The 16,468-nt window shown below is 57.7% G+C and carries 12 protein-coding genes; 8 read left to right on the plus strand and 4 right to left on the minus strand.

What is annotated here, in order from left to right; genetic code table 11:
• The first annotated feature begins 362 nt into the window (after positions 1-362).
• The 6 genes from tig to C1949_RS11780 all read left to right on the plus strand — a co-directional run bounded on the left by tig (position 363) and on the right by C1949_RS11780 (position 9,061).
• Positions 363-1,709, plus strand: a complete 1,347-nt coding sequence (tig, locus tag C1949_RS11755) for a trigger factor (RefSeq protein WP_104738658.1) — start codon at positions 363-365, stop codon at positions 1,707-1,709.
• Positions 1,710-1,796: 87 nt separating this feature from the next.
• Entirely contained in the window at positions 1,797-2,438 is a 642-nt protein-coding gene (gene clpP / locus C1949_RS11760; protein ID WP_104738659.1) for an ATP-dependent Clp endopeptidase proteolytic subunit ClpP, read from the plus strand.
• Positions 2,439-2,594: 156 nt separating this feature from the next.
• On the plus strand, positions 2,595-3,878 hold the full coding sequence (gene clpX / locus C1949_RS11765; protein WP_104738660.1) for an ATP-dependent Clp protease ATP-binding subunit ClpX: 1,284 nt from the start codon (positions 2,595-2,597) through the stop codon (positions 3,876-3,878).
• Positions 3,879-4,064: 186 nt separating this feature from the next.
• Positions 4,065-6,464 (plus strand): endopeptidase La, encoded by a 2,400-nt coding sequence (gene lon / locus C1949_RS11770; protein WP_104738661.1) that lies wholly within the window; start codon positions 4,065-4,067, stop codon positions 6,462-6,464.
• A 215-nt stretch (positions 6,465-6,679) separates the two neighbouring features.
• Positions 6,680-6,952, plus strand: a complete 273-nt coding sequence (gene hupB, locus C1949_RS11775; RefSeq protein WP_065336085.1) for a nucleoid-associated protein HU-beta — start codon at positions 6,680-6,682, stop codon at positions 6,950-6,952.
• A gap of 234 nt (positions 6,953-7,186) precedes the next feature.
• Positions 7,187-9,061, plus strand: a complete 1,875-nt coding sequence (locus C1949_RS11780) for a SurA N-terminal domain-containing protein (protein WP_308421309.1) — start codon at positions 7,187-7,189, stop codon at positions 9,059-9,061.
• A 260-nt stretch (positions 9,062-9,321) separates the two neighbouring features.
• Here the strand turns inward: C1949_RS11780 and C1949_RS11785 are convergent, their stop codons facing one another.
• Both C1949_RS11785 and C1949_RS11790 read right to left on the minus strand, forming a co-directional pair.
• Positions 9,322-10,539 carry an OprD family porin gene (locus tag C1949_RS11785; RefSeq protein WP_104738662.1) on the minus strand — a complete coding sequence of 406 codons (1,218 nt, stop codon included), beginning with the start codon at positions 10,537-10,539 and terminating at the stop codon, positions 9,322-9,324.
• 213 nt (positions 10,540-10,752) lie between these two features.
• Positions 10,753-11,352 carry an NADPH-dependent FMN reductase gene (locus tag C1949_RS11790; protein ID WP_104738663.1) on the minus strand — a complete coding sequence of 200 codons (600 nt, stop codon included), beginning with the start codon at positions 11,350-11,352 and terminating at the stop codon, positions 10,753-10,755.
• Positions 11,353-11,543: 191 nt separating this feature from the next.
• Here C1949_RS11790 and C1949_RS11795 point away from each other — a divergent pair, with 191 nt between their 5' ends.
• Positions 11,544-12,863, plus strand: coding sequence for a Na+/H+ antiporter family protein (locus tag C1949_RS11795; protein ID WP_104738664.1), 1,320 nt, complete (start codon positions 11,544-11,546; stop codon positions 12,861-12,863).
• A 470-nt stretch (positions 12,864-13,333) separates the two neighbouring features.
• Here C1949_RS11795 and C1949_RS19430 read toward each other — a convergent pair whose 3' ends face one another.
• The gene (locus tag C1949_RS19430; protein ID WP_104738665.1) at positions 13,334-14,968 is read right to left on the minus strand and encodes a methyl-accepting chemotaxis protein; all 1,635 of its coding nucleotides are present in this window, start codon (positions 14,966-14,968) and stop codon (positions 13,334-13,336) included.
• 269 nt (positions 14,969-15,237) lie between these two features.
• Between C1949_RS19430 and rloA3 the strand changes: the two genes are divergently transcribed.
• A complete protein-coding gene (gene rloA3, locus C1949_RS11805) occupies positions 15,238-15,864 on the plus strand; it encodes a retropepsin-like aspartic peptidase RloA3 (RefSeq protein ID WP_104738666.1) in 627 nt (208 codons plus the stop codon).
• 50 nt (positions 15,865-15,914) lie between these two features.
• Here rloA3 and C1949_RS11810 read toward each other — a convergent pair whose 3' ends face one another.
• On the minus strand, positions 15,915-16,442 hold the full coding sequence (locus C1949_RS11810; RefSeq protein WP_104738667.1) for a DUF2058 domain-containing protein: 528 nt from the start codon (positions 16,440-16,442) through the stop codon (positions 15,915-15,917).
• Between the last annotated feature and the right edge of the window lie 26 nt (positions 16,443-16,468).

Below are 16,468 nucleotides of genomic sequence, written 5' to 3' on the forward strand. Positions count from 1 at the left end.
GCCGCTGTGAGTTGGTGGGTTCGAGTCTCCCCGTCCGCACCATCCTTCAGTCGGATTGATGTATGTCCGATGGCTTCAACAAAAACCGCCTCGTAAGGGCGGTTTTTTGTTTTTGGCGTTCGTGGATTTCGCTCACTGCCTTGTGATTGTTTTTATTTCGCTGTTTGCGTTAGCCGGGTCGCTGGAATATGACGGCCGAACGGTCCGTTTTTTTCAGTTGTGGGGTTGTATTGGGGGGCAAGGAGGCGTTGTTTTGCGCTTTATCGCTACGGTGATGACTTCTGCTATTCAAGCGACTAGAATGTCGTCCCTTTGGAATCTACCAATAATCATTTTCTTTGTCTGTTGAACGAGGACTATCCATGCAAGTTTCGGTTGAAACCACTTCCGGCCTCGAGCGCCGTATGACCGTAGGCATTCCTGCCGATCGTATTGAAAACGAGGTCAACAAGCGTCTGCAGCAGACCGCCAAGCGCGCCCGCGTTGATGGTTTCCGTCCTGGCAAGGTGCCGATGAGCGTTATCCGCAAGCGCTTTGGTGCTTCCGCTCATCAGGAGGTTATCGGCGAAGTGATTCAGTCCTCCTTCTACGAAGCTGTCATGCAGGAAAAGCTGAACCCGGCTGGTGCGCCGAGCGTTGAGCCCAAGTCCATGGAAGCAGGCAAGGATTTCGAGTACATCGCTACGTTCGAAGTCTACCCGGAAGTCACTCTGGCGGGTTTTGAAACCATCAGTGTTGAGCGTCCCGAGTCGGAAGTAACTGACGCTGACGTCGACACCATGCTGGAAACCCTGCGTAAGCAAAACACCCGTTTTGAAGCGGTTGAGCGTGCTGCCGAAAACGGCGATCAGGTCACCATCGACTTCGTTGGCAAGATCGACGGCGAAGTTTTCCAGGGTGGTACTGCCAATGGCACCAACCTGGTGCTGGGCTCTGGCCGCATGATTCCAGGCTTTGAAGAAGGTCTGGTCGGTGCCAAGGCGGGCGACAGCCTGACCCTGAACGTCACCTTCCCTGAGGATTATCAGAACCTGGATCTGGCTGGCAAGGCCGCCGAGTTCGAAACTACCGTTCAAGCGGTTGCTGCACCGGCTCTGCCGGAGCTGAATGACGAGTTCTTCGCTCAGTTTGGTGTGAACGAAGGTGGCCTGGAAGGTTTCCGCGCCGAAGTTCGTAAGAACATGGAGCGTGAACTGCGTCAGGCGATCAAGACCAAGGTCAAAGGCCAGGTCATGGACGGTCTGCTGAACACCAACACTGTTGAAGTGCCGAAGGCGCTGATCAGCACTGAAATCGACCGTCTGCGTGAGCAGGCTGTGCAGCAGTTCGGTGGTGCCAACATTCAGGCCAGCCAACTGCCGGCTGAGCTGTTCGAAGAGCAGGCCAAGCGCCGTGTTAGCCTGGGCCTGATCGTGGCTGAAGTCGTCAAGCAAAACGACATCAAGCCGGACAACGATCGCGTTCGTGCGATGGTTGAAGAGCTGGCTTCTGCCTACCAAGAGCCGGAGCAGGTCATCAACTGGTACTACCAGAACGAACAGCAACTGGGCGAAATCCAGTCGGTTGTGCTGGAAGAACAAGTCGTGGATACTGTGCTCCAGAAGGCGCAAGTGACTGATAAGAAAGTCGCTTATGAAGAGGCTGTGAAGCCGGCACAACCTGCTCAGGTTGAAGCTGGTGAGGCCGAGGAAGCACAAGCAGGCGAGTAATTCGCTGCCGCTTTCCGTAAACGCAAGCCAGCCTTCGGGCTGGCTTGTGCGTTTTTGCGACTAGCACATTCGGAGTGACAGGAATCCATGACCCAAAACAGCTTTATGCAGTTGCCCCCAGACGTGAAGGCCGCAGGCGGCCTGGTCCCGATGGTGATCGAGCAGTCTGCTCGGGGTGAACGCTCCTACGATATTTATTCGCGGCTGCTGAAAGAGCGCGTGATCTTCCTCGTGGGTCAGGTGGAAGACTACATGGCCAATCTGGTTGTAGCGCAGCTGCTGTTCCTTGAGTCGGAGAATCCGGACAAGGACATCCACCTGTATATCAACTCCCCGGGCGGTTCAGTGACCGCTGGCATGGCCATTTACGACACCATGCAGTTCATTAAGCCGAACGTCAGTACCCTGTGTATTGGTCAGGCTTGCAGCATGGGTGCGCTGTTGTTGGCTGGCGGTGCTGCCGGCAAGCGATTCTGCCTGCCGCATGCGCGAATGATGATTCACCAGCCGCTGGGTGGTTTCCAGGGGCAGGCGTCTGACATCGAGATTCATGCCCGCGAGATCCTGTTCATCCGTGAGCGTCTGAATAAGGTGCTTGCTGACCACACCGGTCAGCCGCTGGACGTGATTGCGCGCGATACCGATCGTGACCGTTTCATGAGCGGTGCCGAGGCGGTTGAGTACGGTCTCATCGATCAGGTTCTGGAATCGCGTACCAGCGCCGAGTAAAGGTTGTTTAACGCCGGCGTGCCCTGTGCGCCGTACCTTGGCCGTTGGCGGGTATGGTGCTGTATAGCCGGTGCAAGTTGATCGGGTCGCACTTGCAAAGTGGGAATAATGCCCCCATCTTTGTATTTGAGAGCGATTCAAGAGTAGGGGTTTTCGATGACCGATATGACTGGGAAGGGCGACGACAACGGCAAACTGCTGTATTGCTCCTTCTGCGGCAAGAGCCAGCATGAAGTGCGCAAGCTGATTGCCGGCCCCTCCGTGTTTATCTGCGATGAGTGCGTTGATCTGTGCAACGACATCATTCGCGAAGAAGTGCAGGAAAGTCAGATTGAGAGCAGTCAGCAGAAGCTGCCGACGCCGGTCGAAATTTGCTCGATTCTGGACCAGTACGTGATTGGTCAGCAGCGGGCTAAGAAAGTGCTGTCTGTTGCGGTCTACAACCACTACAAGCGTTTGAATCAGCGTCAGGGCAAGGACGACGTTGAGCTGGGTAAGAGCAATATTCTGCTGATCGGTCCGACAGGGTCAGGTAAAACTTTGCTGGCCGAAACGCTGGCCCGGTTGCTGAACGTACCCTTTACCATCGCTGATGCCACCACCCTGACCGAAGCGGGCTATGTCGGTGAGGATGTCGAGAACATCATTCAGAAGTTGCTGCAGAAGTGCGACTACGATGTCGAGAAGGCCCAAATGGGTATTGTCTACATCGACGAGATCGACAAGATTTCGCGCAAGTCTGACAACCCGTCCATCACCCGCGACGTATCGGGTGAGGGTGTGCAGCAGGCGCTGCTGAAACTGATTGAAGGCACCGTTGCCTCGGTTCCGCCGCAAGGTGGCCGTAAGCACCCGCAACAGGAGTTTCTGCAGGTCGATACCCGCAACATCCTGTTTATCTGCGGCGGTGCGTTTGCTGGTTTGGAGAAGGTCATTCGTGATCGCTCCGAGAAAAGCGGTATCGGTTTCAACGCGACCGTGCGCAGCAACGATGCCGGCAAGAAGGTGGGTGACACCTTGAAGGATGTCGAGCCGGACGATCTGGTGCGTTTTGGTCTGATCCCGGAATTCGTTGGCCGTCTGCCGGTGATTGCGACGCTGAATGAGCTGGACGAGGATGCCTTGATCCAGATTCTGACCGAGCCGAAAAACGCGCTTACCAAGCAGTATGCGCGGCTGTTCGATATGGAAGACGTGGAGCTGGAGTTCCGCACCGATGCGCTGAAGGCAATTGCTTCCCGTGCACTGGAGCGCAAGACCGGCGCCCGTGGCCTGCGTTCCATTCTGGAGAGCGTGCTGCTGGAAACCATGTACGAAATCCCCTCTGCTGAGAACGTCAGCAAGGTGGTCATCGACGAGAACGTTATCAGTGGCGATGCCAAGCCGCTGCTGATCTATGAGACGCCGGAGCAGCCGCCCAAGGCGGTCCCCGAAGACTGATCGTCGATGTTGCAACGCCGCCCTCGGGCGGCGTTGTTGTTTCCGGGCTGCCATTGTGCAATCTGTTTGTCATTGATGCTGTTCCCGCGCTTGTAATTTTCCGCAGCAGCCCCCATGTTGAAAACATGACATCTTCAAGTATCGGTGCCGCATTGCAGGGTACCCTTCACCGAGCGAGCCTCTGCCATGACGACTTCTAGCGAATTCCCGCTCCTGCCACTGCGTGATGTGGTGGTGTATCCCCATATGGTCATCCCGCTGTTTGTCGGGCGTGACAAATCCATTCAGGCGCTCGACGCGGCGATGTCGAGTAATAAGCAGGTGCTATTGGTCGCCCAGCGGGATCCGGGTGACGACGATCCGGGTCGTGATGGCCTCTACGAAATGGGCACCCTGGCCACCATTCTGCAACTGCTGAAACTGCCCGACGGCACAGTGAAGGTGCTGGTCGAAGGTGAGCGTCGTGCCCGTATTACCGAACTGGACGACACCGGCAATTATCAGCGCGCAGAGGTCGACCTGCTGGACGACTCCGCACTGGATGAGCGCGAGTCCGAAGTGCTGGTGCGCAGCCTGATGAGCCAGTTTGAGCAGTTCGTGCAGCTCGGCAAGAAAGTGCCGGCCGAAGTCGTCTCTTCACTGTCCAGCATCGACGAGCCCGGCCGTCTGGTCGACACCATGGCGGCGCATTTGTCGCTAAAACTGGATGAAAAGCAAAAGATTCTGGAAGTCCTGCCACTGCGTGATCGGGTTGAGCATGTGCTCGGCGTGCTCGATGGTGAAATCGATCTACTGCAGGTCGAGAAGCGCATCCGTGGCCGGGTCAAGAAACAGATGGAGCGCAGCCAGCGCGAGTATTACCTCAACGAGCAGATGAAAGCCATCCAGAAGGAGATGGGGAATCTGGAGGACGGACACAGTGAGTTCGATGACCTGCGTCGCAAGATTGACGATGCAGGGATGACCGAAGAGGCGCTGGCCAAGGCGAACGCCGAGTTGAACAAGCTGAAGATGATGTCGCCCATGTCGGCAGAAGCCACGGTGGTCCGCTCCTACATCGATTGGCTGACGGGCGTGCCGTGGAAGAAGGCGACCAAGGTCAAGCATGACATCCAGCGCGCCGAGAAGGTACTGGAGACCGATCACTATGGCCTGGAAGAGGTCAAAGAGCGCATTCTCGAGTATTTGGCGGTGCAGAAGCGGGTACGCAAGCTGAAAGGCCCTGTGCTGTGTCTGGTGGGCCCTCCGGGCGTTGGTAAGACGTCTCTGGGTGAGTCACTGGCGCGTGCGACCAATCGCGAGTTTGTGCGCATGGCGCTGGGTGGCGTGCGTGATGAGGCCGAAATTCGTGGTCACCGTCGTACCTACATCGGTTCGATGCCGGGCAAATTGATTCAGAAAATGACCAAGGCCGGGGTGAAGAACCCGCTGTTCCTGCTCGATGAGATCGACAAGATGGGGCAGGACATGCGCGGCGATCCGTCCTCAGCCCTGCTCGAAGTGCTCGACCCGGAGCAGAATCACGCCTTCAACGATCACTATCTGGAAGTCGATTACGACCTGTCTGATGTGATGTTCATCTGCACCTCTAACTCGATGAACATTCCCGCCCCGTTGCTGGACCGGATGGAAATTATCCGCATCCCGGGTTACACCGAAGATGAAAAGATCAATATTGCCCAGCGCTATCTGGTGCCGAAGCAGACCAAGAACAACGGTCTGAAAAAAGGCGAGCTTACCTTCACCCTTGAATCGCTGCGTGACCTGATTCGCTACTACACCCGTGAAGCGGGTGTGCGTGGCCTGGAGCGCCAGATCGCCAAGGTCTGCCGCAAGGTGGTCAAGGAGCAGGCAACTGAACGCAAGCCCAAGCCGGTAGTGCTGGACGAGGCGCTGCTGGAGCATTATCTGGGCGTGCGCAAGTTCAAGTACGGCCTGGCCGAGGAGAGCGACCAGGTCGGTCAGGTAACCGGTCTGGCGTGGACCCAGGTTGGTGGTGAATTGCTCAGTCTGGAGGCGGTTGTGGTGCCGGGCAAGGGTCGTCAGATCAAGACCGGTTCGCTGGGTGACGTCATGCAGGAATCCATCAGCGCGGCGCTGACCGTGGTGCGGAGTCGCGCTGCGAGTCTTGGTATCGCGGCTGATTTTCACGAGAAGAACGACATCCATATCCACGTGCCGGAAGGCGCGACGCCGAAGGATGGTCCGAGCGCTGGTATCGGCATGTGTACCGCGTTGGTATCCGCGTTGACTGGTATCCCGGTGCGGGCAGATGTTGCCATGACCGGCGAAATTGCGTTGCGCGGTCAGGTTCTGCCGATTGGTGGTTTGAAGGAGAAGTTGCTGGCTGCGCACCGCGGCGGCATCCGTACCGTGATCATTCCACATGACAATTTACGTGATCTGAAAGAGATTCCTGAGAAGATCCTCCAGGATATCGAGGTTAAACCGGTAAAATGGATTGACGAAGTGTTGGCTATTGCGCTGCAATACTCGCCGGAGCCCTTGAAAGAAGGGGTTGAAGAGATGGTGGCAAAGGATGACAATCGCGAGACTGATGAAAAGGGACGCATCAGTACTCACTGATAGGACCATCAGAGTTTGGTGGGTGATGGATTCCGCTGTGGATGCTTTCACTGACCCGTCCAGAGTGCCATTGGCACTCCTTGACACGGTTTTTGACCGCTTGCTATAAAGCGGCTTCGACCTATGCAGGTATGCTGACTGGCCACAGCTTTGCTAAGACCAAAAGCTTACATAATGACTAACAACTCATTGAACTAGATATAAGGGGACTTAGAGTGAACAAGTCTGAACTGATTGATGCCATCGCCGCATCTGCCGATATTCCGAAAGCTGCTGCCGGTCGTGCTCTGGACGCCGTCATTGATTCCGTTACCGGTGCTCTGAAAGACGGTGATTCGGTTGTTCTGGTAGGTTTCGGTACTTTCGCAGTCAAAGAGCGTGCCGCTCGCACTGGTCGCAACCCGCAGACTGGTCAGCCGATCGAGATCAGCGCAGCCAAGATCCCCAGCTTCAAGGCTGGCAAGGCTCTGAAGGACGCCGTTAACTGATCGCGTCCCTGATCTGATGTGACGCATCCCGGTTGTTGGGATGCGCTTCGGGACCGGTAACCAGACTGCCAGCGATGGCTTCTCCAGCTGGTCTCGACAGTTAGCAGAAAGGCGCATCAATGTGATGCGCCTTTTTTGTTGGACAAATAAAAAAGCGACGCCGGAACCATTTCGGAGGCCGAAGGCCTTAAAGTCGTACTCTGCAGACGCTTCGGGGGCATGATGCTGCAAACAATGAGGGACAATGCACAGAGCTGGGTCGCCAAGGTGATCGTCGGCATCATCGTGCTGATTTTTGCGCTGACAGGATGGGAATCCATCAACCGCTTTACCAACAAGGCGGATGAAGCAGCCGAGGTCAACGGTGAGCCGATTTCGAAGCTGGAGCTTGAGCAGGCCGTTGCTCTGCAGCGCCGCCAGTTGATGCAGCAGCTGCAGCAGATGGGCAGTCAGTTTGATCCGAGCATGATCGATGAAGCCTTCCTGCGCAGCACCGTGCTGGACGGCATGATTGAACGCTCTGTATTGATTCAGGGAGCTCAGGAAGCGGGTTTCCAGATTTCCGATCAGATGATCGATCAGTTGATCCTGAGTACGCCGGACTTTCAGGTTGACGGCAAGTTTGACGCCAACCGTTTTGATGTGGTGATTCGCAACATGGGGATGCCATCGCGTATGGCCTTCCGTGACCTGGTGCGTCAGCAGTTGCTGATTACCCAGTATCGCAATGGATACGAGGCCACCTCCTTTGCCACGCCGCTGGAGAGTAAGCAGTTAGCTGCGCTGGAGAACCAGACTCGTGATTTTGCTGCGTTGGCAATGCCGGTCGACGATGTTGACACCGAAGTAACTGATGCCGAGGTGGAAGCCTATTACGCTGCTAATGCGCAGCAATTCATGACCCCTGAGCGAGTAGTGCTGAATACGCTGACACTGTCACGCAAGAGTTTCTTCGACCAGGTCGAGGTCGATGACGAGGCTGTTCAGCAGCTCTACGAGCGTGAAATCGGCAATCTTGCCGAGCAGCGTCGCGCCTCGCATATTCTGGTTGAGATCGGCGACGACGAGGCTGCTGCCAAGGCACGCATCGATGAGGCTGCAGCGCGTATTGCGGCTGGTGAGGACTTTGCCAAGGTCGCTGAAGAAATGTCAGATGACACCGGCAGCTCCCGTGATGGCGGTGATCTGGGCTACATCGTTAAGGGTAGCTTCGACCAAGCGTTTGATGACGCGCTGTTTGCGTTGCAGCCGGGCGAAGTGTCCGCGCCAGTGCGCACCAGCTATGGCTTCCAATTGGTCAAGCTGACCGATCTGAAGGCGCCGGAAGTGCCTTCGTTGGACTCCATGCGTGATCAACTGGTCCAGGAACTGAAGACCGAGCAGGTCGAACGCAGCTTTGTTGATGCTTCCCAGCAACTGGCCAATCTGGCTCATGAAGCCCCAGACCTGGCAGAGCCTGCCGCTGCGCTTGGCCTGACTGTTGAGACGCTGGGGCCGGTCGAGCGTCTCGGTGGTGAAGGCCTGGCGGCCAACCCGAAGGTGATGAACGCAGCGTTCAGCGATGATGTTCTGAACAACGGATTCAACAGTGATCTGATTGAGCTGGACGCTGACACCGTGGTGGTCATTCGGGTGAAGCAGCACCTCACGCCGGAGCAGCGCCCACTGGCGGACGTTAGTGCAGACATCCGTACCCAACTTGCCCATACCAAGGCTGAGCAAGCCGCTGCTGAGAAGGCTGATCAACTGGTTGAGCAATTGCGTTCGCAGGCGCTGACCGTTGACGCGGCGGCTGAGCAGGCGGGCCTCGAGTGGCAGCAGCACGAAGCGGTTGGTCGTGGTGAAAACCAGATTGACCAAGCCCTGCTACGTAATGTCTTTGCCATGCCGAAGCCTGAGGCCGACAAGCCGGTCTACGCCAGCTTCAAGCGTGCGGCAGGCGGCTACTGGCTGGTCGTGCTGAACGGTGTTTCGGTTGCTGAAGACGTGCAGTCGGCGGAAGGTGGCGCGGATCAGTATGGTCTGTTTGTTGCCGGTCAGTCGGGACAGCAGGACTTTGCCGCAGCCCAGCAGCAGTTGCGCAGTGAAGCCGAGGTTGAGCGTTACTGAGCAGGCGATTGTCCGCATTGAAAAAGGCGCTTCGGCGCCTTTTTTCATGGCTTGGATGTGGGGCTCGAGAGCGCAAGGCAGAGGACCGGGGGCGCAAGGCAGGTCTTCACAGGTTGGAGGGCAGGTGTCCCTGCGGTGGACCGTTTGCTTTCAGCTTGCACTGATGTCCGTGCTGAGCAAAAAAAACCGCTGCGACCAATCGGGGATGGCGCAGCGGCAAAATTCCAGGCAATCGTGTGGGGGGCCTGGATGGAGCAGTATTACTTCAGGGCAATGCTGTAGCTCAGGATCAGGCGGTTCTCATCGATGTCGCGGGTGGCGTCGGAACGCACCATGGCGTTACGCCAGCGTACGGCCAGATTCTTGAATGTGCCGCTCTGGACGGTGTAGCTGACGTCGATATCGCGCTCCCACTCGCTGCCATCATTGCCGGCTACCTGGAAGTTGTCACCGCTGACATAGCGGGCAAATGCGCTCAATCCGGGGACGCCTAGCGATGCAAAGTTGATGTCGTAGCGCGCCTGCCAGGACTGCTCATCGGCGCGGGTGAAGTCGAGGATCTGCACATAGTTGACGATGTACGGATCGGTCTCGGCCAGGTATGGGAAGGCGGTATCCCCGTCACTGTCCTGATAGCCCAGTCGGAAAGTGTGCGGGCCGGTGGCTGCGGACAATGTCAGTGAGGTCAGTTGGTGGTCAATGTCGATGGGCTGGTTGCCATCGTCACTGCTATCAAACCAGGCAAGGTTGACGCCGAGCTTCCAGTCTCCCACCGGCTGGGTGTGAATCAGGTTGATCAGGTTCTGGTTGTAGACGTCCTGCAGTTCCGCACGCCAGAGCCCAATGGTGGTGTTTTTACTGTTGAAGGCGTAGCTACCGCCCAGGTAGTTGAAGCGGTCAGAGGCGCCGCCAACGGTGGCGCGTATGTCTTCACGGTTGCTGCTGTTGCGGTAGTTGACCTCACGCAATTGTCCGGCCTGAACATCGAGATTCTCGATTTCGTTCATGGACAAACTGGCGCCAGTGAAACTCTGCGGGAGAAGGCGGGAATCGCCGGAGCTGACGACTGGCAGTTTGGGCATCAGGCCGCCAACCTTGAGGACGGTGTTGGACAGGCGCGCCTTGAGCGCGGCGGTGGCTTCGCTATAGCTGTCCTTGCCTTCATCACCATAGCTGTTGGCCAGCAATCCTGAGCCGGCGCGCTCGTCATCGGAGTCCAGCTTCAGACCGAGGCCAGCGTAGACGTCGACACCGAATCCCAGTGCGCCAGGGGTGTAGCCGGATTCTGCTTTGAAGATGAAGCCTTGGGCCCATTCCTCGGCCTTGGACTGTGCACCGGGGTCTCTGAAATCGCGATTGAAGTAGAAATTGCGCAGTTGCAGGGACGCGGTGGCGTCGTCTGCGAATCCCGCGGCCTGGGTGTTGCCGCAGGCAATCGCCGCGGTAACGGCGAGCGCTAGGGGAGTCACATGCTTCATTGTTATTCTCCTGATGTGAGGTGTGGCATGGGTTACGCCGAGGAAAATAAAGCACGCGACTGCACGCCTGACTTTACGACCATCGTCGAACTGTCATGCGAGTGTCTTGAAAATGCAGTGAATCAGCAGGCGTGATGGCTCTGTTCCGAGCCTTGCAGGCCGCCGCCCGGACGGTAGGATGACGGCCTGTACTTTAGTCTAATGCGGCCCTGATCAGGACATGCCGTTGGCAAAGGCGGGGTTGCTCATGTCAATCAAGGGACGGATGCTTGCCAGCGCGCGGGTGTAATGCAGCAGTACATCGAGATTGTAATCGAGTCGCTGACGCAAGCGCTCGTCGGCCTGGGACTCTGGCGTTTCGCCGTTCATGACATGGTTAACGTCACGTACGATCAGGTGCTCCGGGATGTAGCACAGGCGGCAGTTCTTGTAGCTGGAAGCGCGCAGTTCGCTGATCGGGAATGCGCCACCGACACTCGCGGAGATGGCACCCAGCATCGCGGGTTTGTGGGCCAATTGTGCCTTGCTGGCGTAGAGGAAGAAGTTCTTGATCGCCGGGCAGGCCATTCCGTGCCATTCCGGCGCCAGAATGATCGCCGCATCCGCAGCGCTTAGTTGTGCTTCGTATTCAGGCCATCGGCTGTCCTCATCACTTGGCCACAGCGGCAAAGGCCCTTTGCCCAGATCAATAACTGAAACCGCCTCGGCGTCCAGGTTATGGGTGCTGATCAGTGTTTGACGGATAAAGGCGGCGACCTTGGCGGTCTGGCTATCGGTGCGGCTACTGCCGGCGACAATGGCGATGCGTTGCATGACGGGCCTCAATGACGTGATGGGGGCCTTACTGTACCTGATCCTGGCACGTTGGTGCCTTTGGTCAGCGTTCTTTGACAGTGGCAGGGGAGTGGGGCAGAGTACGCGGCCTTCGGGGTGCCTCGTTTGGCGCCGGGTTGTGGGGCTTGCTGCAAAGGGGCGGCAGGCGACATGAAGATGGGGAGTCAGAAATGAATGCAGTAGTAGCGGCTGTCGCCGTGATGCTGGTGCTCAGCCTGTGCCGCGTGCATGTGGTGGTCGCCTTGATTTTCGGTGCGTTGACCGGCGGTCTACTGGGCGGTCTGGGTTTGGAAACCACCCTGAGCACCTTCCAGTCCGGGCTAGGCAAAGGGGCCAATATTGCGCTGAGCTACGCGCTGCTGGGGGCGTTTGCCGTGGCGATTGCCAAGTCTGGTCTGGCCCATGCGCTGGCGGACAAGGGGCTTGGTCTGGTCGACAGTCGACGCGACGGTGGCGGCGGCGTGCTCAAGCTGATGCTGTTGCTGGTGCTGCTGGCCGTTGCTATCTCCTCACAGAACATCCTGCCGATTCACATCGCGTTCATTCCGCTGCTGGTGCCGCCGTTGTTATTCGTGATGGCGCGGCTGAAGCTGGATCGTCGAGCCGTGGCCTGCGTGCTGACCTTTGGTCTGATCACTCCCTACATGTTCCTGCCGGTCGGTTTTGGCGGCATCTTCCTCAATGACATCCTATTGGCAAACGTGGCGGAAAGCGGCGCCTCCGTTGAGGGTATCAACGTCATGCACGCGATGGCCCTGCCGGCGCTGGGCATGCTGTTTGGTCTGCTGGTGGCAGTGTTTGTCAGCTACCGCAAACCACGGCATTACGATGAGCAGCGAATCAGTGAAGTGGAGCGCGCGGAAGCCAGCTACAACCCGATGTCGCTGCTGGCTGCGCTGGGCGCAGTGGTCGCCGCGTTCGTCATTCAGCTTTGGCTGGACTCCATGATCATGGGCGCGCTGGCCGGCTTCGTTATTTTCTCGGTATCGGGTGTCGTGCGCTGGCGTGAGGCCGACGGGGTATTCACCGAGGGCATGAAGATGATGGCCATGATCGGCTTCATCATGATTGCTGCTGCCGGCTTTGCTGAGGTCATGCGTGCGACCGGTGCGATTACTACGTTGGTTGACAGTTCTGCGGCGATGATTGGCGACAACCGGGCGCTGGCAGCACTGCTGATGTTGCTGGTCGGGCTGCTGATTACCATGGGCATCGGCTCATCTTTTTCGACCATACCGATCATTGCAGCCATTTATGTGCCGCTGGCGATGCACCTTGGCTTCAGTCCGGCGGCGATCGTTGCTCTGGTTGGTACCGCCGCGGCGCTGGGTGATGCCGGTTCTCCTGCCTCCGACTCGACCCTCGGCCCGACTGCGGGTCTGAACGTGGACGGCCAGCACAACCACATCTGGGATACTGTGGTGCCGACCTTCATCCACTACAACCTGCCGCTGATTATTTTTGGCTGGATTGCGGTGATGGTGCTGTAACGCATTCAGGCACAAAAAAGCCCTGCTCGGGAAACCGGGCAGGGCTTTTTTGTGGTTCTTTGCGAAGTTTGGGCCAGTGCGACAAGGGGGCGAGGCAGTTAACCGAATGCGCGAATGGTTGGGTGTGCACCGGGGTTGGCCCCGTTTACGCGGGCGAGTAGCGCAGGGCTGGCGGGAAAAAGGACGGCAGCCTGTTTGAGGAGCGCAGCGACGAGTTCTGCCGGCCCCCGCTAGACCGAGCAACGCAGCGAACCCGAAGGGCCGCGTAGCCGGGTGCCCGGGGGGATCGCCAAGGGGGGCCGGGCAAGCGGTCCCCTTTGGCTCGCCGTGAAGGCGAAAGACTGACACAACAACCGCGCATGCATTAAACGGTAAGCTGCAAGTGGAGGCTCGCACTGACCCTCCGCGATGAATCACAAAAAAACCGAGCCCGGGAATCCGGGCTGGGCTTTTTTGCTGTGGCAGGCCGATCAGACTTTGAAGCGGCGTACCAGTTCGTCGATCTGACGACCCAGGCCAGCCAGGTGCTGACCTGCCTGCGCTGTTTCGCGGGCACCATCGGTAGTTTCGCGAGCCAGCTCGGCCGCTTCGGTGACGTTGCGGTTTACGTCTTCAACCACGGTTGATTGCTGGGTAGTGGCGCTGGCAATCGAGGCGTTGAGCGCAACTAGTTGCTCCATCGATTGAGCAATCTGTTCCAATGCGGTGCCGGCCTCATTGACCTGATCCACGCTGGCCTGGGAGTGGCGGCTACTTTCATTGATCACACCGACAACCGTTTGGGTGTTGGTCTGCAGCTTGCTGATCATGTTGTGGATTTCTTCGGTCGACTGCTGGGTGCGCTGAGCCAGATTGCGTACCTCGTCGGCAACCACTGCAAAACCACGTCCCATCTCACCGGCACGCGCTGCCTCAATGGCGGCGTTCAGCGCCAGCAGGTTGGTCTGCTCGGCGATGTTGCGGATGACGTCCAGCACGGAGGTGATTTCGTTCGCATCGGTGGACAGGGTTTCCATGTGCTGAACAGCGGTGTTAACGCTGTCGGACAGCAGACGTATCTCGTGGATGGTCTGCTCGACCTGCTGGCGACCGTTGGCGGCACCCTGGTTGGCGTTCTCGACCTCTTGAGCGGCGGCGTTGGCGTTCTGAGCCACGTCCTGCACACCGTAGGTGATCTCGTTGATAGCGGTGGCCATCAATTCCATGCGCTCAGACTGGCGGCTCATGTCGCGCAGACTGTTGTTGCTGATCTGATCCAGTTGCTGGCTGGAGCTGATCAACTGACGGGCGCTGTCACCCAATTGACCTATGATGTCGGCCAGGTTGCGATTGAAACGGTTAAAGTAGCTGGCGATCTGGGACAGCTCGTCACGGGCATCGTCATCCAGGCGACGGGTCAGGTCGGCTTCGCCACTCGCGATGCCGCGCATGGCGTTGACCACCTTGTCCAGCGGTTGCGAAATGCTGCGCCCGATGATGAAGAGCAGGGCGAACATTACCAGCGTGATGATCAGGGCCGTGATCAGCGAGGTGTACAGTGCTTGCTGGAATTTGGCTTGCAGGGCATCGATGTAGATGCCGGTACCGATCATGTAACCCCAGGGTTTGAACAGCTTGAACGCGGCGATCTTTTGCGATGGTTCCTTCTCACCCGGCTTTGGCCAGTTGTACTGGAAGCTGGCGGTGCCTTTGTCTCTGGCCAGTGCTACCATTTCGCGGATAACGCTCACGCCGTCGGTGTTCTTGGCTTCGGACAGGTCCGTGCCGACGGTCTGTGGCGCCAGCGGATGCATGATCATGATGTTGTCGAGGTCGTTGACCCAGAAGTATTCGTTGCCGTCGTAGCGCAACGCCGAGAGTGCTTCCAGGGCCTGTTGGCGAGCCTGCTCACCGGTGAGTTCTCCACTGACTTCCTTCTTGTGGTAGTACTCCATCAAGTCGTGCGCAACCTCGACGAGATGTGTTGCCTTGGTGACCTCGTCCTGCTTCATTTCGGTATGGAGGTGGGAGAGGGAGAGCCCCTCGGAAATGATAGTACTGCCCAGGGCAATAATCAGGATCAGCCAGATCCTCTGACTGATTCGAATGTTGCGCAACAGCTTCATGTAACCTCCACACGCCTAGTGGTGATGTCTATTATTTTTTTATGCCTGCAACGAATCCTGTTCGCAGTGGCGTTGTATCTCAGTGTCGGCCGAATCCGTCAAAACCTGAGCGGTATTTTCCCGTCATCCGTGCTGGCGATTTGACTGCATGCGCGCCGGGGTTGCAAGAGGTTATCTGTTTTTGTGATCTTTACTCATAAGGCGCGTGGCACTGCGCGCTCTGTCTCGCCGGCAAAAAGGCCGGTGGTTAATCAATGTAAGGGTGTCTCATGCGGTCAGTATTGAAGTTGGCGGGTCTGTCGGTTGGTCTGTTGTGTGCTGCGTTGGGCGCAGGCGTCGCGCATGCGGCGGATGAGGCTGTGCAGTTCGGTCCGCGGGTGGTCGGCTGGATCGAGAAAGGGTTGATTCTGCCGGAGTACACGGCGGTCAAGATCAAGGTGGACTCAGGTGCTCTGACCTCGTCCATGCATGCAGTCAACCTGGAAGAATTTGAGCATCACGGCAAGGAGTGGGTTCGCTACGATGTGCCGGTACGCGATGCCGATACTGACGAGATGGTCACCATGCACTTTGAGCGGCCGGTCTTTCGGCGGATTCTGGTACGCGGTGCTGGGGGGGCGGATCGCCGGCCGGTGGTGAAGATGTCGATCTGTATGGGAGATCGGGTCTACGAGGAGCAGTTCTCGCTGCGCGATCGCGGCGACATGAACTATCCGGTATTGATCGGTCGTCGCACGATTGAACACGTCGGCCTGATCGACGTATCCAGAACGTTCATGCATAAGCCGAACTGCTCCGAGGATGACTATGATCAGGAGCGCCAGCGTCAGCATGATCGCGAGGAAAATGGCGCGGGCAACCAACCGGTTGAATCCGCTACTGAAGCAGACGCCTGATGAACGAATCGGTCGCGCCAGGACGGGGTGCCTGGCGCGGCCGATTCGCCTTACCACATGAGATCGTCAGGAATCTCGTAGCCGGCGTAGGGATCATCCTCGGCGGCGCTTTCTTTCTTGACCTCGGCCACATGCACCGGCCAGTGCGGTACGCGCTCGCGGACCTTTTCGGCGATGTCGAGCGGAATCAGTACAAATCCGCCTGACAGGCGGGTAATTCCGAGCCGGCCTCGGCTGAGCAGAGCAAACTGCTCTTCGGTGACATGGATCTTCTTGATCTTGTTCTTGCTGACGAACTGATAGGGTGTTTCGCCGCCAGCGCGATCGACCACGTTCTGCTCGATCATCTGCTTGGCCTGCGCTTCGGCTGCCTTGCGCGCGGCCTCTGCCTGGCGCTGTTGATTCAGTTCGCGGTCACGTTCGGCCTTTTGTTCGCGGGCTTTCTGCGCGGCGCTTGGGGTTTTCTCGCCGGCTGGTTGAGCCTTGGCTTCTTTCTTTTTGGCGCGCTGCGCCTGCTTGAGTTTCTTCTCGTCGACCAGTCCGGCCTTGAGCAGTTGAGCTTGCAGTGAATTGACCATGGTTTGTCAGCGTCGTAATGATGACG

The organism is Halopseudomonas oceani (assembly GCF_002903165.1).
Classification (GTDB): domain Bacteria; phylum Pseudomonadota; class Gammaproteobacteria; order Pseudomonadales; family Pseudomonadaceae; genus Halopseudomonas; species Halopseudomonas oceani.